25 protein-coding genes are annotated in these 24,257 nt (G+C 63.2%); 19 read left to right on the top strand and 6 right to left on the bottom strand.

The features are described 5' to 3' along the window. Nucleotides 1-14: 14 nt before the first annotated feature. Entirely contained in the window at nt 15-1,322 is a 1,308-nt protein-coding gene (locus ACYQ6T_RS06115; protein WP_459828835.1) for a DNA recombination protein RmuC, read from the bottom strand. Nucleotides 1,323-1,489: 167 nt separating this feature from the next. Between ACYQ6T_RS06115 and ubiA the strand changes: the two genes are divergently transcribed. The 5 genes from ubiA to ACYQ6T_RS06090 are packed head-to-tail and all read left to right on the top strand — an operon-like array spanning nt 1,490 to nt 7,250. Then, a complete protein-coding gene (gene ubiA / locus ACYQ6T_RS06110) occupies nt 1,490-2,359 on the top strand; it encodes a 4-hydroxybenzoate octaprenyltransferase (RefSeq protein ID WP_459828865.1) in 870 nt (289 codons plus the stop codon). Nucleotides 2,360-2,382: 23 nt separating this feature from the next. Beyond that, nucleotides 2,383-3,246, top strand: coding sequence for an orotidine-5'-phosphate decarboxylase (gene pyrF, locus ACYQ6T_RS06105; protein ID WP_459828833.1), 864 nt, complete (start codon nt 2,383-2,385; stop codon nt 3,244-3,246). A gap of 3 nt (nt 3,247-3,249) precedes the next feature. Continuing rightward, a complete protein-coding gene (locus ACYQ6T_RS06100; protein WP_459828831.1) occupies nt 3,250-4,485 on the top strand; it encodes an ABC transporter permease in 1,236 nt (411 codons plus the stop codon). Then, nucleotides 4,475-5,620 (top strand): ABC transporter permease, encoded by a 1,146-nt coding sequence (locus ACYQ6T_RS06095; protein ID WP_459828829.1) that lies wholly within the window; start codon nt 4,475-4,477, stop codon nt 5,618-5,620. The genes ACYQ6T_RS06100 and ACYQ6T_RS06095 overlap by 11 nt, the downstream gene beginning before the upstream one ends. 1 nt (nt 5,621) lies before the next feature. Then, the gene (locus ACYQ6T_RS06090) at nt 5,622-7,250 is read left to right on the top strand and encodes an ABC transporter ATP-binding protein (protein ID WP_459828828.1); all 1,629 of its coding nucleotides are present in this window, start codon (nt 5,622-5,624) and stop codon (nt 7,248-7,250) included. Here the strand turns inward: ACYQ6T_RS06090 and ACYQ6T_RS06085 are convergent. Further along, on the bottom strand, nt 7,223-8,638 hold the full coding sequence (locus ACYQ6T_RS06085; RefSeq protein WP_459828826.1) for a cryptochrome/photolyase family protein: 1,416 nt from the start codon (nt 8,636-8,638) through the stop codon (nt 7,223-7,225). The genes ACYQ6T_RS06090 and ACYQ6T_RS06085 overlap by 28 nt on opposite strands. Then, on the bottom strand, nt 8,635-9,246 hold the full coding sequence (locus ACYQ6T_RS06080) for a TetR/AcrR family transcriptional regulator (protein WP_459828824.1): 612 nt from the start codon (nt 9,244-9,246) through the stop codon (nt 8,635-8,637). The genes ACYQ6T_RS06085 and ACYQ6T_RS06080 overlap by 4 nt, the downstream gene beginning before the upstream one ends. A gap of 113 nt (nt 9,247-9,359) precedes the next feature. Here ACYQ6T_RS06080 and ACYQ6T_RS06075 point away from each other — a divergent pair, with 113 nt between their 5' ends. The 3 genes from ACYQ6T_RS06075 to ACYQ6T_RS06065 are packed head-to-tail and all read left to right on the top strand — an operon-like array spanning nt 9,360 to nt 12,899. Beyond that, nucleotides 9,360-10,115: an electron transfer flavoprotein subunit beta/FixA family protein gene (locus ACYQ6T_RS06075; RefSeq protein WP_459828822.1), complete on the top strand. Its 756-nt coding sequence runs from the start codon at nt 9,360-9,362 to the stop codon at nt 10,113-10,115. A gap of 22 nt (nt 10,116-10,137) precedes the next feature. Continuing rightward, the gene (locus ACYQ6T_RS06070) at nt 10,138-11,073 is read left to right on the top strand and encodes an electron transfer flavoprotein subunit alpha/FixB family protein (RefSeq protein WP_459828820.1); all 936 of its coding nucleotides are present in this window, start codon (nt 10,138-10,140) and stop codon (nt 11,071-11,073) included. Between the two features lie 14 nt (nt 11,074-11,087). Then, complete coding sequence (locus ACYQ6T_RS06065) at nt 11,088-12,899, top strand: acyl-CoA dehydrogenase C-terminal domain-containing protein (protein WP_459828819.1); 1,812 nt, start codon at nt 11,088-11,090, stop codon at nt 12,897-12,899. A gap of 115 nt (nt 12,900-13,014) precedes the next feature. Here the strand turns inward: ACYQ6T_RS06065 and ACYQ6T_RS06060 are convergent, their stop codons facing one another. The 3 genes from ACYQ6T_RS06060 to ACYQ6T_RS06050 all read right to left on the bottom strand — a co-directional run bounded on the left by ACYQ6T_RS06060 (nt 13,015) and on the right by ACYQ6T_RS06050 (nt 14,762). Next, on the bottom strand, nt 13,015-13,806 hold the full coding sequence (locus ACYQ6T_RS06060) for a peptidylprolyl isomerase (protein ID WP_459828817.1): 792 nt from the start codon (nt 13,804-13,806) through the stop codon (nt 13,015-13,017). A gap of 66 nt (nt 13,807-13,872) precedes the next feature. Further along, nucleotides 13,873-14,148, bottom strand: coding sequence for a BolA family protein (locus ACYQ6T_RS06055; protein WP_459828815.1), 276 nt, complete (start codon nt 14,146-14,148; stop codon nt 13,873-13,875). After that, nucleotides 14,145-14,762 (bottom strand): septation protein A, encoded by a 618-nt coding sequence (locus tag ACYQ6T_RS06050; RefSeq protein ID WP_459828813.1) that lies wholly within the window; start codon nt 14,760-14,762, stop codon nt 14,145-14,147. The genes ACYQ6T_RS06055 and ACYQ6T_RS06050 overlap by 4 nt, the downstream gene beginning before the upstream one ends. A 40-nt stretch (nt 14,763-14,802) precedes the next feature. On the opposite strand from ACYQ6T_RS06050, the gene tsaB reads away from it, so the two are divergent. Genes tsaB through radA form a run of 11 tightly spaced genes read left to right on the top strand, consistent with a single transcriptional unit; the run spans nt 14,803 to nt 24,085 of the window. Then, nucleotides 14,803-15,540, top strand: coding sequence for a tRNA (adenosine(37)-N6)-threonylcarbamoyltransferase complex dimerization subunit type 1 TsaB (gene tsaB, locus ACYQ6T_RS06045; protein ID WP_459828811.1), 738 nt, complete (start codon nt 14,803-14,805; stop codon nt 15,538-15,540). Next, the gene (locus ACYQ6T_RS06040) at nt 15,537-15,983 is read left to right on the top strand and encodes a GNAT family N-acetyltransferase (RefSeq protein ID WP_459828809.1); all 447 of its coding nucleotides are present in this window, start codon (nt 15,537-15,539) and stop codon (nt 15,981-15,983) included. The genes tsaB and ACYQ6T_RS06040 overlap by 4 nt, the downstream gene beginning before the upstream one ends. A gap of 2 nt (nt 15,984-15,985) precedes the next feature. Next, nucleotides 15,986-16,849 (top strand): uracil-DNA glycosylase, encoded by an 864-nt coding sequence (locus tag ACYQ6T_RS06035; protein ID WP_459828807.1) that lies wholly within the window; start codon nt 15,986-15,988, stop codon nt 16,847-16,849. Between the two features lie 9 nt (nt 16,850-16,858). Further along, nucleotides 16,859-17,506, top strand: a complete 648-nt coding sequence (locus ACYQ6T_RS06030) for an L-threonylcarbamoyladenylate synthase (protein ID WP_459828805.1) — start codon at nt 16,859-16,861, stop codon at nt 17,504-17,506. Beyond that, complete coding sequence (locus tag ACYQ6T_RS06025) at nt 17,506-18,171, top strand: site-2 protease family protein (protein ID WP_459828863.1); 666 nt, start codon at nt 17,506-17,508, stop codon at nt 18,169-18,171. The genes ACYQ6T_RS06030 and ACYQ6T_RS06025 overlap by 1 nt, the downstream gene beginning before the upstream one ends. A 5-nt stretch (nt 18,172-18,176) precedes the next feature. Then, complete coding sequence (locus tag ACYQ6T_RS06020; RefSeq protein ID WP_459828803.1) at nt 18,177-19,379, top strand: tryptophan--tRNA ligase; 1,203 nt, start codon at nt 18,177-18,179, stop codon at nt 19,377-19,379. A 14-nt stretch (nt 19,380-19,393) separates the two neighbouring features. After that, nucleotides 19,394-20,257 (top strand): segregation and condensation protein A, encoded by an 864-nt coding sequence (locus ACYQ6T_RS06015; RefSeq protein WP_459828801.1) that lies wholly within the window; start codon nt 19,394-19,396, stop codon nt 20,255-20,257. Next, entirely contained in the window at nt 20,254-20,841 is a 588-nt protein-coding gene (gene scpB / locus ACYQ6T_RS06010) for an SMC-Scp complex subunit ScpB (RefSeq protein ID WP_459828799.1), read from the top strand. The genes ACYQ6T_RS06015 and scpB overlap by 4 nt, the downstream gene beginning before the upstream one ends. Then, the gene (gene rluB / locus ACYQ6T_RS06005) at nt 20,828-21,694 is read left to right on the top strand and encodes a 23S rRNA pseudouridine(2605) synthase RluB (RefSeq protein WP_459828797.1); all 867 of its coding nucleotides are present in this window, start codon (nt 20,828-20,830) and stop codon (nt 21,692-21,694) included. The genes scpB and rluB overlap by 14 nt, the downstream gene beginning before the upstream one ends. A gap of 15 nt (nt 21,695-21,709) precedes the next feature. After that, nucleotides 21,710-22,651 carry a LysR family transcriptional regulator gene (locus ACYQ6T_RS06000; protein ID WP_459828796.1) on the top strand — a complete coding sequence of 314 codons (942 nt, stop codon included), beginning with the start codon at nt 21,710-21,712 and terminating at the stop codon, nt 22,649-22,651. 30 nt (nt 22,652-22,681) lie between these two features. Next, complete coding sequence (gene radA / locus ACYQ6T_RS05995; RefSeq protein ID WP_459828795.1) at nt 22,682-24,085, top strand: DNA repair protein RadA; 1,404 nt, start codon at nt 22,682-22,684, stop codon at nt 24,083-24,085. Nucleotides 24,086-24,257 lie beyond the last annotated feature (172 nt).

Genomic DNA, 24,257 nt, shown 5'->3' with positions numbered 1-24,257 from the left:
GTGACTGCCGCAGGCTACTCCTCTTCAGGTAGTGCGAGAAACGGGCGTTCGTCCGGCAGCGGCAGCGCCTCGACGTCGCGCAGTTTCCGCTCGATCGCCCGGCTGCGCACGCCGATCTGGTCAAACTGGCTGCGCGCCTGGTCGAGTTTCGTTTTGGTCTTCTCGAGCACCTCGCCGAATTTGGCAAATTCGCTTTTGACCTGGCCGAGCACCTCCCACACTTCGCTCGCGCGCTTCTCGATCGCGAGCGTGCGAAAGCCCATCTGCAGGCTGTTCAGCAGCGCCGCGAGGTTGGTCGGACCAGCGAGCACCACCCGCTGCTCGCGCTGCAGCGACTCGGCGAGCCCCGGCCGGCGGAGCGCCTCGGCGTAGAGCCCTTCTGCTGGCAGGTAGAGGATCGCAAAATCGGTGGTGTGCGGCGGTTCGACGTACTTCTCCCGGATGGTCTTTGCTTCCGCGCGCAGGCGCTGTTCGAGCGCTTTTGCTGCAGCTTCCGCTCCTTCGGGGTCGGCGCGCTCCTGAGCGTCGAGCAGCCGCTGGTAGTCTTCGACCGGAAATTTGGCGTCGATCGGCAGCCATACCGGGCGGTTCTCCTTCCCCCCGGGGAGCTTGATCGCCACCTCGACCCGGTCGTTCGAGTGGGGGCGTGTTGCGACATTGGTGGCGAACTGTTCCGGCGTGAGGATCTGGTCGATCATCGCGATCAGCTGGACTTCGCCCCAGATGCCGCGCGTCTTGACGTTGGTGAGCACCCGCTTCAAGTCGCCGACGCCGGCAGCAAGCGTCTGCATCTCCCCAAGGCCCCGGTGGACGAGCTCGAGTCGCTCCGAGACGAGTTGGAACGACTGGCCCAGGCGCTGTTCCAGTGTGGCGTGGAGCTTTTCGTCGACGGTCTTGCGCATCTCCTCGAGCCGCGCAGCGTTGTCGGCCTGGATCGCCGCAAGGCGCTCGTTCAATGTCGCGCGCAACTGTTCGGCCAGCTGCTGCGACGATTGGTTCATCGCCGCGAGCTGCTGGATCACCCCCTCCTGGATGATCGCGAGCTGGTGTTTGAGCTGCAGGCTGTTGCTCTCAAGCTGCTCCCGGAGCGCCGTCGTCATCGCTTCGAGCACCTGTGTCGTGGTTTGCGTGAGCCCCGAAAGGCGTGCCTCCTGTGCGCTGGCACCGGTCTGGAGACTCCCTTCTAGGCGCGCGAGCGCCGCCGCGTGTGCGTTGAGCTTCTCTTCGAGTTGGGTGAGGTGAGCGGGGCGGCGCATGAGCACAAGAAGGAGCACGACAACGAGCGCAAGAAGCGCTGTGACGAGGATCTCAAAGGTGGTCATGGATGTTCCGTGGCAGATGGAAGGGTTGCCTATTATGGTACCTCAGGGGGGAACTGGACTGCTACCAGAGCCCCGCCGCGGTGAATTTTCGGCTAGAATTGGGTGGTCCCCGGCTGAGATCCGACCCGGAGTACCAGCGCGCATCCATGTTCAACTACTTGAAGATGATGAAGAGCTCCACCCTCTCTGCTTATTGGCGGCTCATTCGCGGTGATCGGCCGATCGGCACACTGCTGCTCCTCTGGCCGACGCTCGTCGCGCTCTTTTTCGCTGCGCGCGGGCAGCCGCCCGCGTGGCCCCTCGCGGTCTTTATCGCCGGCACCTTTCTCATGCGCTCCGCAGGGTGTGCGATCAACGATTGGGCTGACCGCGACTTTGACCGTCACGTCTGGCGCACCGCAAACCGCCCTTTGGCTGCGGGGGAGATACCCCCGCAGCACGCCCTGTGGGTCGCTGCGGGATTGGCGCTGGTGGCGCTCCTCCTTGCCGCAACATTGGGGGGAGCGATCCTCCTCTGGTCGTTACCGGCGGCGGCGGTGGCGGCGATCTACCCGTTTACGAAACGGTTTCTCCCGATGCCGCAGGCGGTGCTTGGGGTCGCCTTCTCGTTTGGCATCCCGATGGCTTTCGTGGCGGTACGGGGGGAGGGGGTTTGGGGTTCGCTCGACGCGACCACCTTCTGGCTCTTTCTCGGCAATGGCTTGTGGACGATCGCGTATGATACGGCGTACGCGATGGCCGATCGGCCGGATGATCTCAAAATCGGTATTCGCAGTTCGGCGATCCTTTTTGGCCGTTGGGATGTTGCCGCAATCGTGGGGTTGGAGCTTGCCGCACTCGCGGCGTGGGGGGTTGCGGGGCGCCTTGCTGGCGTCGGGGCGAGTTACTGGCTTGCGCTCGTCGCGATTGCCTTTCTTTGGGCGGCGCAGCTTCCGGCGTTGGCCACACGCGAACCGAAGCGGGCGTTTCAGGTCTTTCTCGACCACAACTGGGCAGGGCTTATTTGGTTTCTGGGTACGGTCTTTGCGTGGGCGTAACAGGGTGGCTACTGGGAGCGTTGATGACTTTTCGCGAAAAACTCGCTGCCCTCTGGCAGCATGATCCCGCGAAGCTTCTCTGTGTCGGGCTCGATCCCGATCCTGAGCGGTTGCCGAAGCCGTTGCGAACGGGGTCGGCTGAAGCGGTGGAGCAGTTCCTCGTGGGGGTGGTGGAGGCAACGCTCCCCTACGTCTGCGCCTACAAACCCCAATTTGCCCATTTTGCCGCGCGGGGGTGGGAGGAGGTGCTTGCCCGGGTGATCGCGGCGATCCGCCACCACGCCCCGCAGATTCCGGTGATTCTCGACGCGAAAAGGGGGGATATCGGTTCGACCGCCGCCTTTTACGCCGACGAGGCCTTCCGGCGTTACCGCGCTGACGCGCTCACCGTCAATCCCTACCTCGGGAGCGATTCGCTCTCGCCCTATTGGGAGCGTTATCCCGACCGTGGCCTCTTGATCTTGTGCCGCACGTCGAACCCTGGGGGCGATGACCTGCAGTTTGCTGCACTTGCTTCTGGGGAACGGCTCTACGAGCGGGTCGCCCGGTTGGCGGTGGCGCAGTGGAACCCCCACCGTCAGACCGGGTTGGTGGTGGGTGCGACCTATCCGGACGAGGTGGCCCGGGTGCGCGCGATTGCAACCGAGTTGCCGCTTTTGGTGCCGGGGATCGGCGCCCAAGGGGGGGGTATCGGCGCCACCGTCGCGGCGGGTTACGGTGGGGGGGAGAACCCGGCGCTGATCCTCAACTCCTCCCGCGCGATCCTCTACGCGTCGGCCGAGGAGGATTGGCAAGAGGCGGCTGCCGCAGCAGCTGCAACCACCGCGCAGGCGATCCGAGAAGCGGTGGCAGCGCACAGTCGCCCAACCGACGGGACAGCAAGGTAGTCTATGGGTGCCTATCTTCTGCGGCGGCTCTTCTGGCTTGTGCCGACGCTTTTGGGCATCACCGTCGTCGTCTTTGTCGTGATGGCTGCTGCACCGGGGGGGATTTCGGCCGCGGCGCTTGTTGAAGGGCAAAACCTTGAGCCGGAAGCGAAGCAGGCGCTCACCGAATATTACAACCGCCTCTATGGGCTCGACCAACCGGCGGCGGTGCAGTACCTGCGCTGGCTCAACCACATCTCGCCGATCGGCTGGAAGGTCGATGACGAAGGGGCACTCACCGGTTGGCCGACGGTGAAGGTTCCCGACCTCGGGGTGAGTTTCCGCTACGGGCGGCCGGTGGTGGACCTCCTTGCCGAACGGGTGCCGGTGACGGTGCTCCTCAACCTCCTGTCGGTGCCGCTCATCTACCTTGCGGCGATCGCGATCGGTGTCGCGGCCGCGAAAGAGCGGGGGGGGCGCTTCGACCACCTTTCGTCGCTTGCGCTCTTGACGCTCTGGTCGGCGCCGCCGATGTTGGTCGGGGTGCTTTTGATCGGCTTCTTCGCCTCGAGCGACTGGTGGGCTTGGTTTCCGACCGGAGGGCTCTCCACCCGCACTGCGCTCGATGCCCCCTTTCTTCCGGTGACCGAGTCGCTGACCGGGCTCCTGCTCCTCTTTGCCCTTCCTCTGGTCACTACGCTTCTCGCCGTCGCTCTCGTCGGGCGCTGGTCGCCGCTTGCCGCGCGCCATCCGGTGGTGACGGGCGTTGTCGGTTTTGCGCTGGGGCTTCTGGTGGTTCTAAGTGTGGTTCCGGTCACCCATCCCGGATTTCTCTTCGACCGCCTCTGGCACTTGGTTCTGCCGGTCGTTACCCTCTCGTATGGGGGGGTGGCGTTTCTCGCAAAGCTCACCCGCTCGTCGCTGCTGGAGTATCTCGCTGCCGAATTTACCCGCACGGCGCGCGCCAAAGGGGTGCCGGAGGAGGTGATCCTGTGGCGCCACGTCTTTCGCAACGCCTTGTTGCCCCTCATTACCGTCGCCGCGTCGCTCCTTCCCTCGTTGATCGCCGGTTCGGTGATCGTCGAAACCCTCTTTTCGATCGACGGGATGGGGAAACTCGCCGTCGAAGCGGTGCAGACGCGCGACCGGGAGCTGGTGCTGTCGCTGACGCTCATCTCGGGCTTTTTGACCCTCGTCGGCTATCTCCTCGCCGACCTCGCCTACGCGATCGCCGATCCACGGGTGCGCTATGAGGGGTGACGTGCTCAGAGCTGCTCCTGCCCGATTGGCCCTCGCCTGGCTGGAGTTGCTCGCTACCGTCGCGGCGTGGGCGCCGTTCCTCGCACACTCCTACCCGCTGTGGGTAAAACGGTCCGACGGTTCGTACGCCTTTCCGCTCTTCGCCGAGCTCTCCGCAGCCGACCTCGCGTGGCTCGCGGGGTGGTGGGCAGCGCTCCTCTTGTGGCGCTGGCGTCTTCTCTCTGTCACCCGCCGGGTGGTGGTGTGGCTTGCTGTCGTTGTGGCGAGCTGGGGGATCGGTGCGGCGATCTTGAATCCCTCGCCGCTCACCGTCTATGACACGTGGCGGGCCGCGGCGCGCAACGGCGAGGTCGCTGCTGCGCTCTGGGCGCCGATTCCCTATTCGCCCAAAGACTATCTCCGCGACTACGGCGCGACCGCGCTCGAACCCCCATTGGCTGCGGCGCCGCAACGGTGGCACTGGCTCGGGACCGACGATCAGGGGGCAGACGTCGCCTCCCGCCTCATTCACGCGAGCCGCATCGCGCTCTCGATCGGGCTCATCGCCACGGGGGTGGCGCTCGCGATCGGGGTCGTCGTCGGCGCGGCGATGGGCTACTTCGCCGGCTGGGTCGACCTCATCGGGATGCGGCTCGTCGAGATTTTCGAAGCGGTACCGACCCTTTTTCTGCTCCTCACCTTCGTCGCCTTTTTTGAGCGGTCGCTGCCGTTGATGATGGTGATCATTGGCCTCACCTCGTGGCCCGGCTACGCCCGCTACACCCGCGCCGAGTTTCTCCGCTTGCGTTCGGTCGAATTTGTCCAGGGGGCGATCGCCGCGGGGGTACCGCTCACCTCGCTCCTCTTTCGCCACATGTTGCCGAACGCCGTCGCACCGCTTGCCGTTGCTGCCGCTTTTGGCGTCGCGTCGGCGATTCTCGCTGAGGCGACCCTCTCGTTTCTCGGCTTGGGGCTCGTCGATGAGCCGTCGTGGGGGCAGACGCTCAACCAGGCGGTGAAGAGCGCCGCGTTCAACTGGTGGCTCGCCCTCTTCCCCGGCGGGGCAATTCTCCTGACGGTTTTGGCCTATAACCTCCTTGGGGAGGCGCTGCGCGACGCGCTCGACCCGCGTCTTACCCACCCGGAGCGCCGCTGAGATGGGCGAAGCGACGCCGCTCCTTGCGGTCAAAGGGTTGACGATCCGCTTGGCAGGGGCCGAGCAGCCGCTCGTTGCCGACCTCTCGTTCGCGATCGCGCCGGGGGAGACCCTTGCGCTGGTGGGCGAGTCGGGTTCCGGGAAGTCGCTCACCGCGCAGGCGCTGATGGGGCTGTTGCCGCAGGGGGTTTTCGCTCCGCCGCAAGGGCGCGCCCACCTCGCGGGGGTCGAGGAGAATCTCCTCGATCCGGCGGTCGCGGCACAGGTGCGCGGCGCGCGGCTTGCGATGATCTTCCAGGAGCCGATGAGCGCGCTCAATCCGGTGATGACGATCGGCGCGCAGATTGCCGAAGTGCTCGAGTGGCACGCGCCGCACCTCTCGGCAGTCGGACGAGCGCAGGCGGTTGCGGCGGCGCTTGCCGAAGTTCAGCTCGACCCGGAACGGATCGCGGCTAGCTACCCCCACCAGCTCTCCGGCGGACAGCGGCAGCGGGCGATGATCGCGATGGCACTGGTCGCGCAACCGAAACTCCTCATCGCCGATGAGCCGACCACGGCGCTCGACGTCACGGTCCAAGCGGAGATTCTGGCGCTTCTGCGGACGCTGCAACAGCGCCACGCGATGGCGATGCTCTTCATCACCCACGACCTCGAGGTGGTTGCGCAGGTCGCTGACCGGGTGGCGGTGATGCAAGAGGGGCGGATCGTCGAGGTCGGCGAAACCCGGTCGCTGATTGCTGCCCCCCGCCACCCCTACACCCGGAAGCTCCTCGCGGCGCAGCCCGATCGCCTCCCCCGGCGGGTGCGCCGCGAGCCGGGGGAGGTGCTCTTGGCGGGGCGGGCGCTCACCGTCCACTTTCCGATTCAAAGCGGAGTCTTTCGCCGCACCGTGGGGTGGGTAAGAGCGCTCGATGGGGTCGACGTCACCGTCCGGCAGGGGGAAGTGGTCGCGGTGGTGGGCGAGTCGGGGTCGGGGAAGAGTACGCTGGCCCGCGTCGTGTTGGGGCTGCAGCCGCTCAGTGGAGGGGCGTTTACCCTCTTTGGTGACGTGATGACGACGGCCGACCGCCGGCGGTGGCAGCGGGTGCGGCGGCGCATCCAGGTGGTCTTCCAGGATCCCTTCGCCGCGCTCAACCCGAAACTCACGATCGGGGCGCAGATCGTCGAGCCGATGGCGGTCCATCGGGTGGGGGTGGACGACCCCGAGCGGCTGCAACGCGCAGCCGACGCGGTCGCCGCGATGGGGCTTCCCCCGGATACCCTCACCCGCTACCCCCACCAATTCTCCGGCGGACAACGGCAGCGGATCGCGATCGCGAAGGCTTTGGCGCTCGAACCGGAGCTCATCGTCTGTGACGAGATTACCAGTGCGCTCGACGTCACCCTTCAGGCCGAAATCTTGCAGCAGCTCGCGCGGCTCGTCACGGAGAAGGGGGTGGCGCTCCTCTTCATCACCCACAACATGGCGGTGGTGCGCTACCTCGCTGACCAGGTGATCGTCCTCTACCGGGGCGAAGTGGTGGAGCGCGGCGAAGCAGCGGAGGTACTCGACCGGCCGCGCCACCCCTACACCCAGCGGCTGGTCGCCGCGGCTCGAGGGGCTCAGAGCCTCCCCACCACCTGCTCATAGGCGGCAAGCGCCCGTTCGCGGCTCGACTGGAGGTCGACGAGGGGCTTGGGGTAGGTGACGCCGAGTGCGACTCCGGCGCGGCTCAGCACCTCAGGGCTTGCCTGCCACGGGGCATAGAGGGCAGGGGTGGGGAGGCGTGACAGCTCTGGGAGCCAGCGACGGAGGTATTTTCCGTCGGGATCGAACTTCTGCGCTTGGAGCACCGGATTGAAGATGCGAAAGTAGGGGGCAGCGTCGGCGCCGCACCCCGCAACCCACTGCCAGCTCGCGCTATTGACCGCAACGCTCGCGTCCACAAGACAATCGCGAAACCACGCCTCGCCAAGCCGCCAATCGACAAGGAGATTTTTGGTCAAAAACGACGCGACGATCATCCGCACCCGGTTGTGGAGGTAGCCGGTCTCCCACAGTTCCCGCATCCCGGCGTCGACGATCGGAATCCCTGTCTCTCCCTTCTGCCAGGCGGCGAGCGCATCTCCATCCTCGCGCCACGGAAACGCGGCGAATTCGGGGCGGAACGGTTCGGTGACCAGCGTCGGAAAGTGATAGAGGAGGGAGTAGGCAAATTCGCGCCACGCCAATTCGGCACGGAATTTGGCGACATCTTCTTCGGATGCTGCCTTCTCCACCGCGTACCACAGGGTATTGGGTGAAATCTCGCCGTGCGCAAGGTGCGGCGAGAGGCGTGAGACGTGCGGGAGGGCTGGAACGTCGCGCCCGGTGGCGTAGCCGGGCAGCCCTTCGGTAAGAAACGCCGCAAGGCGCGCCTGAGCCGCCGCTTCGCCGATTGACCAGTGGCGGCCCAGTTTCGCTTCCCACGCCGCCTCGCGAACGCGGAGGGGGTCAAAGAGCGGCTCATCCGCTTCGGGGGGCAAGAGGCGAAGGATCGGCGCAGGAATCGGCCGACGCGGCGGCGGGGCGGTGAGACACCCTTTGGTGTAGAACGGGGTGAACACCCGGTAGGGGGTGCCGTCCGGTTTCGTCACCGCCCACGGCTCCCAGAGGAGCGACCCATTTGCGCTCACCACCTCCACCCCCAGCCCTTGCAGCGCTCGCTCGATCGCGCGATCGCGCGCGATCGCCCACGGCTCATAGACGCGGGTCCAGGTGACCCGTGACGCCCCGTAGCGGGCAACAAGCCGCGGGAGCAGCTCCTGCGGATCGCCGCGGTAGCAGCGAAGCCTCCCATGGAGCGCCTCGTTGAGCGCGGCAAGTGACCGCTGCGTCCACCAGCGAAACGCCGCCCCAGGCGCCGGGTGGGCACTCTCGGTCGTCTCCTCGATCCAGATCGGGATCACCGCGTCGCACTCTGCCGCTCGGGCAAGCGCCAGGTTGTCCGCAAGGCGCAGGTCGCTGCGGAACCAGTGAATCGCCCGCCGTAAGCTCATGGGGCTTCTCCGTTCTGCTTCCCGTTGGGATCTGGGCATGCCGCGATCCATTGCGCGATCATCTGACGCAACGCCTCCAACTCGCTTCCCGCAACGGGCAGCATCAAGAGCGACATCCCGAAGACGTAGGCGTAGAGCAACGCTGCGCGCGCTGTGGCCGTTGCCTCGTCGAGGCCGCACGCAAGGAAGAGCCGCCGCGCGCGGTCCAGACGCACCGCGTCGACCTCACTCACCACTGCAGCTGCGGCCTCGTCGCGACGGGCCCATTCGCGGACCGCCAGCTCAATCAGGATTCCTCGCGGGTTGCGGCTTGCACTGTAGACGTCGATCACATGGAGGAGTTGCTGCGGCGCGTCTTCAGGCGCGCAGCGCGTCTGCTTCTCGATGTCGGCGATTCGCCCCGCTTTCCACCGTTCTAACACCGCGAGATGGAGCTCTCGCCGATCTTTGAAGTGCCAATAGAAACTCCCCTTCGTCACCCCTAAACGGTGGGCGAGCCGCTCGACCCTGAGACCTGCGATCCCCTCTTGCGCAAGAAGATCGATCGCGGCGCGGATCCAAGCGTCGCGGGTGAGTGATTTGAGCGGAACAGCTTCAGTGTGATTCATTTCAAACAGTCGTTCGAAAACCTCTTGACTCCAGGGAGCAACTGCGCTATCGTTCTTTCCATACGATACCGTATGGTAATCCCTCCCGATTTGCAACGCAAGGAGCAATGGCGATGAAAGTGTTGGTTCCCGTCAAGCGCGTCGTTGATTACAACGTCAAAATCCGCGTCAAGCCCGACGGTTCGGGCGTCGATACCGCCAACGTCAAAATGTCGATGAACCCCTTCGACGAAATTGCCGTCGAGGAGGCTGTGCGGCTCAAAGAGAAGGGGATTGCGAGCGAGGTGATCGCCGTAAGCGCGGGGGTTGCTGCCTGTCAAGAGACGTTGCGCACGGCGCTTGCACTGGGTGCAGATCGTGCGATCCTCGTCACCACCGAAGTGGAACTGCAACCGCTTGCCGTGGCGAAGCTACTTGCCGCGATTGTTCGCCAAGAGGCCCCGCAGTTGGTGATCCTCGGTAAGCAAGCGATTGACGACGACGCCAACCAGACGGGCCAGATGCTCGCAGCGCTCCTCAACTGGCCGCAAGCCACCTTCGCTTCGCAAGTGACTGTGGACACCGCAACCCAAACCGTTACGGTCAAGCGCGAGATCGACGGGGGGCTGGAGACCCTCGCGATGGCGTTGCCTGCGGTGATCACCACCGACCTGCGCCTCAATGAACCGCGGTTTGCGTCGCTTCCCAACATCATGAAAGCGAAGAAGAAACCGCTGGAGACGGTCACGCCGGAGTCGCTCGGCGTTGATGTCACCCCGCGCATTCGTACGCTCAAGGTCGCGGAGCCGCCGAAACGGAAAGGGGGCGTGAAGGTTGCCGACGTCGACGAGCTCATCGCGAAACTGAAAAACGAAGCGAAAGTCCTCTAAAGGTTAGGAAAGGAGAAGGAAAATGGCGCATCGCGTCTTGGTGATCGCTGAGCACAACGATGAGACGCTGCTCTCCAGTACCGCCCACACGGTGGCAGCGGCAAAAATATTGGGCGAGGTCGTGGTGCTCGTCGCAGGGAAAGGGTGTACAGGGGCGGCAGAAGCTGCGGCTAAACTCGACGGAGTCGTCAAGGTGCTGCACGCCGACGCTCCTGAACTCGACGGACACACGGCGGAAGCGGTGACCGATGCGGTCCTCGCGGCATCCTCGGGATTTCGTTATCTGCTCTTCCCCTCGACCGCTTTTGGGAAAAACTGCGCTCCGCGGGTTGCGGCAAAACTCGACCGGGCGCAGATCTCCGACGTCGTCCGAATTCTTGACGAAAAGACCTTTGTCCGTCCCATCTATGCGGGGAATGCGTTGGCCACCGTCACCTGCGACGACGAGCCGCTCGTGCTCACCATTCGCACCACCGCCTTCGACGCGGTTGCGACGCGTGATGCGGTCGCGCCGATCGAACGCCTCTCGGTCACCTTTACTGGCCCGAAAGTTACCGTGGTGAGCAGGGAGTTGACCCAGTCGGCCCGGCCTGAGCTCACCTCGGCGCGCGTCATCGTCACCGGGGGGCGGGGGCTGGGGAGCGCCGAACAGTTCCACGCCCTCTTGGAGCCCCTTGCTGACAAACTCAACGCCGCGATCGGTGCTTCGCGTGCGGCGGTGGACGCCGGCTATGCACCGAACGACTGGCAGGTCGGTCAAACCGGCAAGATTGTCGCACCGGAACTCTACTTTGCGATCGGCGTTTCGGGGGCGATCCAGCACCTTGCCGGGATGAAAGATTCGAAAGTGATTGTCGCGATCAACAAAGATCCCGAAGCGCCCATCTTCCAAGTGGCCGATTATGGGCTCGTTGCCGACCTCTTCGAAGCGGTTCCTGAATTGACGAAAAAACTGTAAAAAGGAGTAGCAAAATGGCTGAATACCGTGCGCCGCTGCGCGATATGCGTTTTGTGATGGAAGAGTTGTGCGGGCTCAATGAGATCGCGCAACTGCCGGGATGTGAAGAGGCAACTCCCGACGTCGTGCAAGCGATTCTCGAAGAAGGGGGTAAGTTTGCCACTGAGGTCTTGTCACCGCTCAACCGCATCGGTGACCGTGAAGGGTGCCGGTGGGAAGATGGACGCGTCACGACCCCTACGGGCTGGAAAGAGGCCTACCAACAGTTTCGTGAAGCGGGATGGACCGCTGTGGCTTGTGACCCGGAGTTCGGCGGTCAGGGGTTGCCGAAACTGGTCTCGACCGCGGTGATGGAGCTCTGGAAGTCGGCCAACATGGCCTTCTCCCTCTGCCCCATGCTCACGCAAGGGGCGATCGAAGCGTTGATGCTCTGCGGCACCGATCGTCAGAAGCAGCTCTATCTCCCCAAAATGGTGAGCGGCGAGTGGACTGGGACGATGAACCTCACCGAACCCCAGGCTGGCTCTGACCTCTCCGCCGTGCGCACCCGCGCCGAACCGACGCCGGACGGCCGCTACAAACTCTTTGGCCAGAAGATCTTTATCACCTACGGGGAACACGAGATGAGCGAGAACATCGTCCATCTGGTGCTCGCTCGGCTCCCCGATGCGCCTGAAGGGGTGAAGGGGATTTCGCTCTTCGTCGTCCCGAAGTATCTGGTCAATGAGGACGGTTCTCTGGGCAGCCGCAACGACGTTCGCTGCGTCTCGATCGAACACAAATTGGGAATTCATGGCAGCCCCACCTGCGTCCTCTCGTTCGGCGACCAAGGCGGCGCGATCGGCGAGTTGGTCGGCGAACCGAACAAGGGTCTGCAGTATATGTTCATCATGATGAACGAAGCACGTTTCGCGGTGGGGATGGAGGGGTTGGCGCTTGCGGAGCGTGCCTATCAGCAGGCACTGGCCTACGCCCAGGAGCGGATTCAGGGGTTTGAGGTCGGCGAGAAAAGTGGCGCACGCGTGCCGATCATCAAGCACCCCGATGTCCGTCGGATGCTGCTGCGCATCAAAGCGCACACCGAAGCGATGCGGGCAATGAACTACCACGTCGCCAGCGCATTCGATTTCGCCCGCCACCACCCTGACCCAGCGGTTCGGGAGCGGAGCCAGGCTTACGTCGAATTGATGATTCCAGTGGTCAAAGGGTGGTGCACCGAAAAAGCGGTCGAGATGACTTCGCTCAACATTCAGGTGCACGGCGGAATGGGCTTCATCGAAGAGACGGGCGCCGCGCAACATTTCCGTGACGCCCGCATCACACCGATCTACGAAGGGACGACAGCGATCCAAGCGAACGACCTCATCGGGCGCAAGATCGCGCGTAACGGTGGACTCATTGCCCAGATGCTTGCCCAAGAGATGGAGAAGACGGTGGCTGCGCTTCGTGCCACAGGAGAAGCGGATCTCGGCCGCATTGCCGGGCGGCTGGAAGCGGGCGTTGCGGCACTGCGAAAAGGGGTTGAGTTCATTGTCGCGAACTTCCAAACCAACCCGAAAGCCGCGCACGCGAGCTCCGTACCGCTCCTCGAGCTCTTCGGGGTGGTTTGTGGCGGCTGGCATATGGCGCGCGCTGCGCTGGTTGCCCACAAGCAGCTGGCGAATGGTAACGTGCCTGATCCCCTCTTCTACCAAGGGAAACGCGACACCGCGCGCTTCTACGCCGACCATATCCTCCCGCAGGCCACCGCCCTCGCGGAAACGGTGGTCGCGGGCGCCGATGTGACGATCTCCTTTGCCACTGAGGCGCTGACGGCAGGGTGCTGACGGGCGCTCGGTCGTCCATTCGCCGAAAGTGCGATGCCCAATAAAAAAGCGCTTGCGAATTTCGCAAGCGCTTTTTTTCGGGTTTGCTCTCTGCGGCCCGTGATGGGCGAGAAACTTACTCCACTTTTGCCTTTTTGACCAGTTCGTCAATATGACGCTCAATCTTCTGCTGCTGGAGCTGCTGCTCCAACTGGGCTCTGATCGTCTCAAGCGGCGGCGGGGTTTGGGGACGAACGTCGTCGAGGCGGATCACATGCCAACCGAACTGGCTCTTCACCGGTTTCTCGGTCATCTCCCCTTTTTTCAGTTGGGTCATCGCTTGGCTGAATTCCGGAACGAACATCTCAGGAGAGGCCCACCCTAAATCGCCCCCTTTATCTTTGCTTCCGGGATCTTTCGACTGTTTGGCAAGCTCGTCCCATTGGGCTTTGCTCGCCTTGAGGTCGGCGATGGCTTGCTTGGCCGCCTCTTCATTATCGAAAAGGATGTGGCGCACGCGGTACTCGTTCCCCGAGAAGGCTTTTTTGATGTTCTCGTAAGCGGCTTTCACCTCCTCTTCGGTCACCGGGTTGCGTTGCAGGTAGTCGGTCAGGTAGTGGCGCAACAAAACCCCTTGCTTGGCAAGCGCCATTTCGGCTTGGACTTTGGGGTCTTTCTCAACCCCAGCCTTTTTCGCTGCCTGCTCGAGGACGGCGCGGCGGATTAGTTCTTCACGGATCGCTTCCCGCAATTCCGGGGAATCTTTTTGCCCCTGTTCCAGCTGCTTTTCGAGAATCGCGGAGAGGTGTGACTGCGGAATCGCCTGGCCATTCACCTTGCCCACGTCAGCTGCATTCGCCGAGAGCGAGAGCGCGCCCCACAGCAGCGTGGCTGCGATGAGGTGTTGGGTTGTGCGGGGTCTTTTCATGATGCTCCTTTCTGACGGTAAAAATGGTGGATCAGGTGACCAAAGCGTTGCAGTTCCAGTGGTCGGTTACCCTTCGTTTGGCGCCTTCGCGGTAATCGCAAGCGCGTGAATCGTCTCCATGAGTGGCCCCAACGCCTCATAGACCATGCGGTGGCGCGCGACAATCCCTTTGCCGACAAAGTGGTCGGAGACGATCGTCAGCGCGTAGTGGGTACCCCCTTTCGCCGCGTTCGGGTTGTGGCCGGCATGGTGTGCGCTCTGGTCTTCGATCACGAGATGCTGCGGAGCGAGGGCAGCGGTGAGCCGTTCGGCAATCGCTGCGTACTTCTCCTCAGGGGTCATCGGGTTTCTCCTTTTTCTTCTTCGGGAATCGCGTGGCGCTGGACCCACCAGGCCTGTGCCAAAACAAAGAGGAGCGTCAGCCCCAGGGTGCCAAAGAGCTTGAATTGCACCCACGCTGCTTCACTCCAGTGGTGCGCCACCCACCAGTTGAGCCCGGCCAAAGTGAAGAAAAAGAGCGACCAGGCGTCCGAAAGCGACTTCCAGTGCGCGGAAGGCAGTTGGACTTGACGGCCGAGCGTAAGTTCCAAGAGGTTACGCCCGAGCAGCCTCGAAACCCACAAGGTGACCCCCATCAAACCGTAGAGTACGGTCGGTTTCCACTGAATGAAGCGGGGGTCGTGAAAAACGAGCGTCGCACCGCCTAAGAGTGAGACGAGGAAAAAGGTGACCCACAAGGTTTTATCGACCGGTTGGTGACGCATTTTGAGCCAGCCGATCTGGAGCGCAGTGGCGAGAATCGTCACCGCCGTTGCCGCGAGGAGCGGTACGCGCTCGACCGTGACGGCGTCGCCAAACCACGGGGCCAGCAGCGCGCTCCACGCGCTCTGACTTTTCAGGAGCTGGTAGGTGGTAAAAAAGGCGATGACGGGAAAGAGGTCGAAAAGAAACTTCATAGCGTGCGATTGTACCTGCATTCTCGGTACAATCGCATTCATGAGAATCATCGCGTTCGACACCGCGTCAGAGATTGCGTTGATCGCCGTTTTTTGGCAAGGCGTGACACGCTCGCGCACACTCGCGGGTTATGCACGCCATTCGGAGCACCTTCTCCCCGCGCTGGCCGATCTTTTAGCCGAGATGGGTATTCTCCATTGGCAAAAGGAGCTCGATGCGGTCGCGTTTGCCGCTGGACCTGGGGCATTTACCGGGGTACGGCTTGCCTGTTCCGTCGCCCAAGGGCTTGCGATGGCGCTTGGAAAACCGGTGGTGCCGCTCGATTCGCTCGCACTGATCGGGCGAAGCGCTTTCCCCGATCTCAGGAACGATCGCGTCTGGGTTGCAGCCGACGCCCGGATGGGGGAGTGGTACCTGCGCGGGTTCGCGGTCGATGGGGGTGGAGATTGGCAGCCGATCTCTGAGCCGCTTCTTGTTGCGGCAAGCGGTGGTGCTCCCGAACCGTTGATGGACGAGACGCCTCGCCCGTTTCGTGTCGCCCGCTTTCGCACCCCGACGAACTGGCCGGCCCACTGGAGCGCTCCGACCGAGGATCGGCTGATCGATGCCCTCACGGTGGAGGCGCTCCTTGCCGCGGCCTGTTCCGCAGTCGCGCGGGGCGAGTGGGTGGCAGCCGAGGAGGCGCACCCCCACTATGTGCGCGACCGGGTGGCGCTCACCCTAGAGGAGCAGCGCGCATTGCGCGCGGGCAAAAAGAGCCTGACCGCTACTTCATGACGCTTACTTTTCGCCCATTGACCGCTGACGACCTCACCTGGATTCTCCCCCTAGAGGTTCAGGCGCAAGCGATGCCGTGGCAGGCGGCGCACTTTACCCCCTGCTGGGAACAGGACGCACCACAACGCGGCTGGGGCATCTGGTCGGAGGAGGGGCCATGCGGCTACTACGTCGCGCTTTGGGTCGCGGACGAATCGCACCTTTTGAATCTCGTCGTCGCTCCCCGGTTTCGCCGCCGCGGTTTTGCGACCCAGATGCTCCACCACTGGCTCGGGCAGAATCCCCTCACGACCCAATTTTGGCTTGAGGTCCGTGCCGATAACCTTCCCGCGATCGCCCTCTACGAGCAAAACGGTTTTGTCCGCACCGCGACGCGGCAGGGGTACTACCGTCTGCCCGACGGGCAACGGATCGACGCGTGGGTCATGTATCGGGGGGGCTGAAGATGGCTACTTCTCCTTTCGATTCGCTGCCGTTCGCGACGCTCGAGGCGATGGAGCTCACGCCCCTGTGGCGGCTGCGCGCCGCATGGCCGAAAGAGGCTCGTGAGCGCCTATCCCCCGCAGAGCGCGCTTCGGCAACCGCACCCGCTGCTGAGCAGTCGCCGTCTCGTGCCCCCCTCGTTCCCCAGCCTCTCCCTGTGCCTCAACGAACTTTTGATGAGCGGCGCCCCGCCTCGCCCTTCACGAAAGGAGCTACTGCGGCAACAGTGGCCCGTGGCAGCGATGACCCAACCCGTAGCGCGCACATCGCGACGCTCGATTGGGATCTGCTCGAGGCCGAAATTCGCGCGTGTGCCGCCTGTGCGCTCTCCCGCGAGCGGACGCAAGCAGTACCCGGTGTCGGCAATCGGCACGCGGAGTGGTTCTTTGTCGGCGAGGGGCCGGGGCGAGAGGAGGATCGCATCGGTGAGCCGTTCGTCGGTCCCGCTGGGAAACTCCTTGACGAGATGCTCTTTGCGCTGGGGCTCGACCGCAGCCAAGTCTTCATCGCCAACGCGGTGAAATGCCGCCCCCCGATGAACCGCACGCCCCACGTCGACGAGATCGCCGCCTGTTTCCCTTTTCTCGCGCGCCAGATTGCACTGGTTGCGCCGCGCATCATCGTCGCCCTCGGCAAACCCGCTGCATTGGCGCTCCTCAATGAAGAGGTGAAGATCGCCGAAGCACGGGGAAAACGGTTCGCTTACCAGGGCATTCCCGTCGTGGTCACCTATCATCCCGCCTATCTTCTGCGCAATCCAGCAGACAAACGGAAAGCGTGGGAAGATCTCCTCCGGGCACGCCAAATCTGGGCGCAAAGGATATAATCGTTTTCTATGAAAGCGCAACGAATTGTCTTGCATCCGCGCAACCCGCAGCCACGCGGTGTCGCGCAACTGGCTGATCTCTTGGCGGAGGGTGGGGTGATTGCCCTCCCGACAGAAGCCTCCTACTCGCTCGTCTGGCCCGTCGGGGATGCTTCGTCCCTTGCCACGGTTAGGCGCTTGCGGGGTGTTGATGACAACCACCTCTTTACCCTTTTGTGCCCTGATCTCTCGGTGCTCGGGCAATACGCGCGCGTCGACAACCGGCAATACCGCCTCCTCAAGCTGGGTACGCCCGGGCCCTTCACCTTCATTTTGGAAGGGACCCATGAGCTCCCGCGCCGCGTCCTTCACCCCAAACGGCGGACGATCGGTCTGCGGGTCCCAGCACATCCCGTCGTCCAAGCGCTGCTCGCTGCTCATGGCTCGCCCCTTCTGGCCACCACCGTGCAACTCCCAGGCGAAGCGGAGCCGCTGACTGATCCGGATGAGATTCTGGATCGGCTGGGCCACCATCTTGCTGCGGTTGTCGATACCGGCGAGATGCCGAATGGCCTCACGACCATCGTCGATCTCACCGAAAACCCCCCAGTCGTGCGCCGCGTCGGTTTGGGAGACCCCGCCCAACTGGGGTTGGACCTCGAAGGAGACGAAGCGTGATCGAGGAACTGATCGCCGCAGTCGCGATCTGGGCCTTGCCGGTGCTCTTTGCGATCACGCTTCATGAAGCGGCGCACGGGTTCGTCGCCCGCGCTTTTGGCGACCCCACTGCGGAACGGCTGGGACGCATCACGCTCAACCCCCTCAAGCACATCGATCCGGTGGGTACCGTCGCGGTGCCGCTTGCGATCCTCACCCTCTCGACCCTCTTCGGCGGCCCTGCGATGCTCTTTGGCTGGGCCAAACCGGTTCCTGTTGACCCCCGGTTTTTGCACCGACCGAAACAGGATATGTTTTGGGTGGCCGGCGCAGGACCCTTTGTTAACCTCGTTCAGGCCCTTTTTTGGGCGGCCGTCTACAAAATCGCTTTCCTCTTTGGCCCCGGAGGAGCGTGGCTGGCGCTTGCCAAAATGGGCGATGCAGGCATCCACATCAATCTCATTTTGGCGCTCGTCAATCTCCTGCCTGTTCCCCCGCTCGACGGTGGCCGGATGGTCGTCGCCGCGCTGCCCTATCGTCTTGCAGCGCTCTTTGCCCGACTCGAACCCTACGGCATGGTGATCGTGCTGCTGCTCCTCTTCTCGGGCGGACTCTCCCTGATCCTTTGGCCGCTCTACGCCCTCGTTCGTCATGCTTTTCTCCATTTGGTCGGTATAGGAGTGTAAGATCCATGTACGCGCCACGCGTCGTCTCTGGGATGCGCCCAACGGGGCGACTCCACCTCGGTCACTACCACGGTGTGTTGAAAAACTGGGTGAAGCTCCAGGACGAATATCCCTGTTTCTTTTTCGTCGCCGACTGGCACGCGCTCACGACCCAATACGATGAGCCGCAAGCCATCGCCCAAAACACCTGGGAGTTGATCATCGACTGGCTCGCCGCAGGGATCAACCCGACGCAGGCGACCCTCTTCATCCAGTCGCGGGTGCTCGAGCATGCCGAACTCCATCTGCTCCTCTCGATGAGCACGCCGCTCGGCTGGTTGGAGCGGGTTCCGACCTACAAAGACCAGATCGAGAAACTCGCCCACAAAGACCTGACCACCTACGGTTTTCTCGGTTACCCGCTCCTGCAGGCGGCGGACATCTTGATCTATCGCGCCAACCTCGTGCCGGTGGGGGAAGATCAAGTGCCCCATATTGAACTGACGCGCGAAATCGCTCGCCGCTTCAACCACTTCTACGGCCGAGAACCGGAATTCGAAGCGAAAGCACTGGAGGCGGTGAAGAAGCTCGGCGGCAAGCGGGCGAAACTCTACCTCGATTTGCGCACCCGCTATCAACAAAACGGCGACGACGAGGCGCTGGAGCAAGCCAAAGCGCTCCTTGAAGAAGCGCAGAATCTCACCCTGGGGGACCGCGAGCGGCTCTACGGCTACCTCGAAGGGCGCCACCGTTTGATTCTGGTGGAGCCGGAGGCGCTTCTTACCGAAGCGGCGAAAATGCCCGGGTTGGACGGGCAGAAGATGTCGAAAAGTTACGGCAACACCATTGCGCTGCGGGAAGAGCCAGAGAGTGTGACGAAAAAGGTGCGGACGATGCGCACCGACCCGGCCCGAGTGCGGCGCACCGACCCTGGCGAACCGGAACGGTGCCCGGTGTGGCAATTTCACAAGATCTACACCGATGCGGCGTGCCACCAGTGGGTGCAGGAGGGGTGCCGCAACGCGACGATCGGTTGCCTCGACTGCAAACAGCCGGTATTGGAGGCGATCCTGAAAGAGCAAGAGAAGTTCCGCGAACGCGCCCAACCCTATCTCGACGACCCGACGCTCGTGCGCGCGATTGTCGCCGACGGTTGCGAAAAGGCGCGCAAAGTCGCCCAGGAGACGATGCGCGACGTGCGCGAAGCGATCGGGATCGATTACACCTGAGGCGGCACGCTGTCGTGGAACGGGCGCTGGAACTGACTACAGACGCGATCGACGAGCCGATCGCTCGTCTCTACGGCGAGCCGCTTGCGTCGCTTCCCACCGACCTCTACATTCCACCGCAAGCGCTGCGGGTGCTTCTTGCCGCGTTCGAAGGCCCTTTCGACCTCTTGTGGTTTCTCATCCGGAAAAACCGGATCGACCTGCGTGACATTCCAGTGGCAGAGCTCACCGAACAGTATCTCCACTACGTCGCGGCGATGAAAGCGCTCGACCTCGACCTCGCCGCGGAATATCTCGCGATGGCGGCGACCCTCATCGAACTGAAAGCGCGGCTCCTTCTGCCCCGCACAGCGCACGCGGAACGAGGGGGGGAGGGCGAGGAAGATCCGCGAGCGCGGCTCGTCGCCCAGTTGTCGCGCTATGAAGCGTTTCGGCGCGCAGCCGAGCGATTGGATACGCTTCCCCGTGCGGGGAGAGAGTTTCTCTGGCTCCATCCCGTGGCGTTGCCCGAAAAAGCCGCTCCGCCGCCGCTCACGCCACCAACGGCGCGCCAATTGGCCCAAGCGTGGTGGGAGCTGCTCGCGCGCCGTGAAGCAAACCGGCCGCACGAAGTGGTCGAAGAACCGGTCACTGTGGCAGCAGTGCAGGAGAGGCTCCTCGCAACGCTCCGGTCAGCAGGGCAGCCGCTCCCCTTTTCATCGCTCCTGCCGCCCAACCCAGGCCGTCTCTACCTCGTCACTGCATTCTTCGCCCTTTTGGAGCTGACCCGTCTGGGCGCGGTCGTCCTCGAGCAGAGCGAACCGCTCGCCCCGATCACGGTCCAGTGGTGCGGCGACTCGGTTACCGCTTCGCCGCGAAGGGAGGCGCACGAAGGATGAGTGTCGCTTTTACTTCGTCCCACCCGTGGCCGCTTCGCCACATTCTCGAAGCGGTTCTGCTCTCCGCCGACCGGCCGCTCGCGATCAGCGAATTGCGCCTCTGTTTCGACCCTGACCCAGGCAACGACATCATCGCCTCGGCACTCGCGGAGCTCCAGCGCGAGTGGCAAGGGCGGGCGGTGGAGCTGGTCTGCGTTGCGGAAGGGTGGCGCTTTCGCACCGTTGCCGCAGTTCAGCCCTACCTCGACCGCCTTTTGAACCAAACAGCAAAACAGCTCAGCCGCGCCGCACTGGAGACCCTTGCAATCATCGCCTCCCAAGGTCCAGTGACTCGAGGGGAAATTTCGGAAATTCGCGGCGTCGAACTCTCGCCCAATACCCTTCGCCAGCTCGAAGATCGGGGATGGATCGAAATCGTCGGTCACCGCGACAGTCCCGGTCGTCCCCCGCTGTGGGCGATCACCCCGCACTTTTTGTGCGACCTTGGCCTGAAAAGCCGCGACGAGCTCCTGGCTGTGCTGCAACCTACCTTGAGCGGACAGGCTCAATCACCCGACGAGGATCACGCCCATGAAACGAGGTGAGACCCATCACGCACCCCCATCACCCGCTCAACCTGTGGGCGAACGCTTGCAGAAGGTTCTTGCTCGTTTGGGCCTAGGGTCGCGGCGAACGATCGAAAACTGGATTCAGGAAGGGCGTTTGCGCATCAACGACCGCATTGCGACGCTCGGTGATCGGGTCCAGCCGAATGACCGGATCAAACTCGACGGAAAGCTCCTCGAATGGCGCAGTGCCCAAGCGTTCCCCCGGGTGATTCTCTACCACAAACCAGAAGGGGAGATCGTCTCGCGCCATGACCCAGAAGGGCGGCCGAGCGTCTTCGATCGCTTGCCGATTCTGCGCCGCGGCCGCTGGTTGGCGGTGGGGCGTCTCGACATCAACACCTCGGGGTTGCTGATTCTCACCACCGACGGCGACCTGGCCCACCGCCTGATGCACCCCCGCTACGGCTGGGAGCGGGAGTATGCGGTGCGCATCCTCGGTACGCTCACGCCGGAACATACCGAAGAGCTCCTTCAGGGCGTCGTCCTTGAAGACGGACCGGCCCGTTTTCATACCCTCGTCGACCTCGGTGGCCAAGGGGCCAACCACTGGTACCGGGTCACCATTGCTGAAGGGCGTAACCGAGAAGTACGACGGATGTTTGAAGCGCTCGGGTACACTGTGAGCCGCCTCATCCGCGTCCGTTATGGTCCGATTGCGCTACCATCCCGTCTCAAACGGGGGATGTGGCAAGAGCTGACTCCAGAAGAGATCGCGCAACTCTTTGGGATACCCCTTCCCAAGGGGCTTGCAACCCGCCGGGAAGCGGCACCTCGCGCCCCGGCCCCCCGTTCAACCCGTCCCGTGCGCACACCCCAGAACAAAAAGTAAGAGGAGAGCAGAATCATGGCCGACCGTCGCTTACGCGTCTTCTACACCGTTGTCAAATCGGGCTCTTTCACCCGGGCTGCCGAAAAACTCGGGATGACTCAGCCTGCGGTGACTTTCCAGATCAAGCAACTGGAGGAGCATTTCGACACCACGCTCATCGACCGGAGCCACCGCAAACTTCGCCTCACCCCAGCAGGGGAGATCGTCTTTGCTTACGCTGAGCGGATGATTCTCCTCGATGATGAACTCGAGACCCGGATCAGTGAACTTACACAAGAGCTCAGAGGGCCGCTCACCATTGGCTGCTCCACCACCCTGGCGGCATTTTGGGCACCCCGACTCATCGAAGAGTTCAAAAGACGTCACCCCAACGTCATTCCTCGGTTGATCGTCGGCAACTCGGAACTGACGCAAAGCCGGGTCGCCAATCGCGAACTCGACATGGGGATGATCGAAATCGTCGCCGACGACCCCCATATCGAAGAGATCCCGGCGGGACATGACGAACTCTGGGCAATCTTCGCGCCTGCCCACCCGCTCGCGAAGAGCGGCAAAAAGCGCGTCACGGCACAGGATCTCGCACAATATCCGTTCATTCAGCGCGACCCGGGCAATGCGATTCGCGAATTGTCCGAACAATTTTTTGAACAAGCGGGGATTGATCCTGCAACGCTCAACATCGCCGCCGAAATGGGGACGCTCGCGGGGGTCAAACACCTCGCGGCAGCGGGAATTGGCGTTGCGATCGCGTCGCGCGCAGCGCTCCTTGAGGAGATCCGTGCGGCCGACCTGCGTGCGCTCCCCCTCGATCCGCCGCTTCATACCCCCTTTGTCATCATCATGCCGAAAGACAAGTTCCGTTCGCGGAAAATCACCGTCTTTGCCGAATTTGCCAAAGAGCGGCTCAAAGCGATGGAGCGATCCTTGCCCAAGGCCGAATTCTTCTTTGGCTCCTAGGCTTGCGTTTGCGCGGTAACCGGAGTATCAATGGCGCGGGCGGCTAACCTTTTCCAGTGCCGCGAGTGCGGCGCCGAATACCCTCGGTGGCAGGGGCGGTGCACTCAATGTGGGGAATGGAATACGCTGGAGGAGGTTGCTGCCGCTTCGCGCGAGAGTAGCCGCAGCGCAAGGGGAAAGGGGGGCAGAACAGCGAGCCATCAACCGGTTGCCGGTGCCAATACCCCGGGCATCGTCACGGTCGACGTGGTCCAGCGCGCGCCCCTGCAACGCATTCCCACGGGCCTCTCGGAGTGGGATCGCGTCTTGGGCGGCGGTTTGGTTCCAGGGGGCGTTGTCCTCCTCGGAGGTGACCCTGGTATCGGCAAATCGACCCTGCTGTTGCAATGCCTCGGAGCGCTCGAAGGGGCAGGGCTCGGGCCAACCCTCTACGTCACCGGCGAAGAGTCGCCCGAGCAGGTCGCGTTGCGCGCCGATCGCCTCGGGCTCGGCACGGTTGCGATTCCGCTTCTGGCGGAGATCGAAGTCGAAGCGATTCTTGCGCTCCTCGAGCGGCAACGTCCTCGCGTTGCGGTCATCGATTCGATCCAAACGCTCTATACCCAAACCCTCTCCTCGGCTCCCGGTTCGGTCAGTCAAGTGCGGGAGTGCGCCGCGATCCTCACCCGTTTTGCCAAGACGACAGCTACTGCGGTGATCCTTGTGGGTCACGTCACCAAAGAGGGGAGCCTTGCCGGGCCGCGGGTGCTCGAACACATTGTCGATACAGTCCTCTACTTCGAAGGGGATCCCCACGCCAATTTTCGTCTGATCCGTGCGTTCAAAAACCGTTTCGGCGCGGCGAACGAACTCGGTGTCTTTGCGATGACCGACCGGGGGCTCAGAGGGGTCGCGAACCCCTCGGCGATCTTCCTTTCGGAGCATCGCCCCGATGTCGCCGGCAGCATCATCCTGCCGACGCTCGAAGGAACCCGTCCGCTGCTCGTCGAAATTCAAGCGCTCGTCGATCCCGTCACCACGCCCAATCCCCGCCGGTTGGCCGTTGGGCTGGAAGCGAACCGCCTCGCGATGCTCCTCGCGATCCTCCACCGCCACGCTGGGGTGGCCACCGCCCAGTGGGATGTCTTTCTCAACGCCGTGGGAGGTGTGCGCATCATTGAACCGGCGGCCGACCTTGCCGTTGCGGCCGCGATTCTCTCCTCGATGCGCAACCAGCCGCTTCCCGTGTCGCTCGTTGCGTTTGGTGAAATCGGTCTTGCCGGGGAGATCCGTCCTGCGCCAAGAGGCCAGGAACGGTTGCGCGAAGCGGCAAAATTGGGTTTCCATCTCGCCTGGGTACCGCGCGGCAATCGTCCCAAACAACCCATACCAGGAATGGAGGTGATCCCGATTGCGCACATTGGGGAGTTGACAGAGCTGATCCGGAACGGATAGAATTCGCCTCCCTCGCACGACAACGCAGGACAAAAAGCAAATCGGCGTGGGGGGGGGTTGACGAGTTTTGGATAGATTTGTTAGACTCTCGTTTCTGCGGTGCTCTTTGACAATTTGGGATAGCCGATAAGTGTGGGTGCCTTTTGAGTGGGTATGCATCTGCTTCGGTGGG

It is taken from the genome of Hydrogenophilus islandicus (assembly GCF_054657095.1).
The sequence above is the reverse complement of the archived record's forward strand: the minus strand, read 5'-3'. Positions and strand labels throughout refer to the sequence as shown.

Bases quoted from the DNA above. Each gene is read 5' to 3' on its own strand.
- ACYQ6T_RS06115 (WP_459828835.1), bottom strand. From the start codon at position 1,322: ATGACCACCTTTGAGATCCTCGTCACAGCGCTTCTTGCGCTCGTTGTC.
- ubiA (WP_459828865.1), top strand. From the start codon at position 1,490: ATGAAGAGCTCCACCCTCTCTGCTTATTGGCGGCTCATTCGCGGTGAT.
- pyrF (WP_459828833.1), top strand. From the start codon at position 2,383: ATGACTTTTCGCGAAAAACTCGCTGCCCTCTGGCAGCATGATCCCGCG.
- ACYQ6T_RS06100 (WP_459828831.1), top strand. From the start codon at position 3,250: ATGGGTGCCTATCTTCTGCGGCGGCTCTTCTGGCTTGTGCCGACGCTT.
- ACYQ6T_RS06095 (WP_459828829.1), top strand. From the start codon at position 4,475: ATGAGGGGTGACGTGCTCAGAGCTGCTCCTGCCCGATTGGCCCTCGCC.
- ACYQ6T_RS06090 (WP_459828828.1), top strand. From the start codon at position 5,622: ATGGGCGAAGCGACGCCGCTCCTTGCGGTCAAAGGGTTGACGATCCGC.
- ACYQ6T_RS06085 (WP_459828826.1), bottom strand. From the start codon at position 8,638: ATGAGCTTACGGCGGGCGATTCACTGGTTCCGCAGCGACCTGCGCCTT.
- ACYQ6T_RS06080 (WP_459828824.1), bottom strand. From the start codon at position 9,246: ATGAATCACACTGAAGCTGTTCCGCTCAAATCACTCACCCGCGACGCT.
- ACYQ6T_RS06075 (WP_459828822.1), top strand. From the start codon at position 9,360: ATGAAAGTGTTGGTTCCCGTCAAGCGCGTCGTTGATTACAACGTCAAA.
- ACYQ6T_RS06070 (WP_459828820.1), top strand. From the start codon at position 10,138: ATGGCGCATCGCGTCTTGGTGATCGCTGAGCACAACGATGAGACGCTG.
- ACYQ6T_RS06065 (WP_459828819.1), top strand. From the start codon at position 11,088: ATGGCTGAATACCGTGCGCCGCTGCGCGATATGCGTTTTGTGATGGAA.
- ACYQ6T_RS06060 (WP_459828817.1), bottom strand. From the start codon at position 13,806: ATGAAAAGACCCCGCACAACCCAACACCTCATCGCAGCCACGCTGCTG.
- ACYQ6T_RS06055 (WP_459828815.1), bottom strand. From the start codon at position 14,148: ATGACCCCTGAGGAGAAGTACGCAGCGATTGCCGAACGGCTCACCGCT.
- ACYQ6T_RS06050 (WP_459828813.1), bottom strand. From the start codon at position 14,762: ATGAAGTTTCTTTTCGACCTCTTTCCCGTCATCGCCTTTTTTACCACC.
- tsaB (WP_459828811.1), top strand. From the start codon at position 14,803: ATGAGAATCATCGCGTTCGACACCGCGTCAGAGATTGCGTTGATCGCC.
- ACYQ6T_RS06040 (WP_459828809.1), top strand. From the start codon at position 15,537: ATGACGCTTACTTTTCGCCCATTGACCGCTGACGACCTCACCTGGATT.
- ACYQ6T_RS06035 (WP_459828807.1), top strand. From the start codon at position 15,986: ATGGCTACTTCTCCTTTCGATTCGCTGCCGTTCGCGACGCTCGAGGCG.
- ACYQ6T_RS06030 (WP_459828805.1), top strand. From the start codon at position 16,859: ATGAAAGCGCAACGAATTGTCTTGCATCCGCGCAACCCGCAGCCACGC.
- ACYQ6T_RS06020 (WP_459828803.1), top strand. From the start codon at position 18,177: ATGTACGCGCCACGCGTCGTCTCTGGGATGCGCCCAACGGGGCGACTC.
- scpB (WP_459828799.1), top strand. From the start codon at position 20,254: ATGAGTGTCGCTTTTACTTCGTCCCACCCGTGGCCGCTTCGCCACATT.
- rluB (WP_459828797.1), top strand. From the start codon at position 20,828: ATGAAACGAGGTGAGACCCATCACGCACCCCCATCACCCGCTCAACCT.
- ACYQ6T_RS06000 (WP_459828796.1), top strand. From the start codon at position 21,710: ATGGCCGACCGTCGCTTACGCGTCTTCTACACCGTTGTCAAATCGGGC.
- radA (WP_459828795.1), top strand. From the start codon at position 22,682: ATGGCGCGGGCGGCTAACCTTTTCCAGTGCCGCGAGTGCGGCGCCGAA.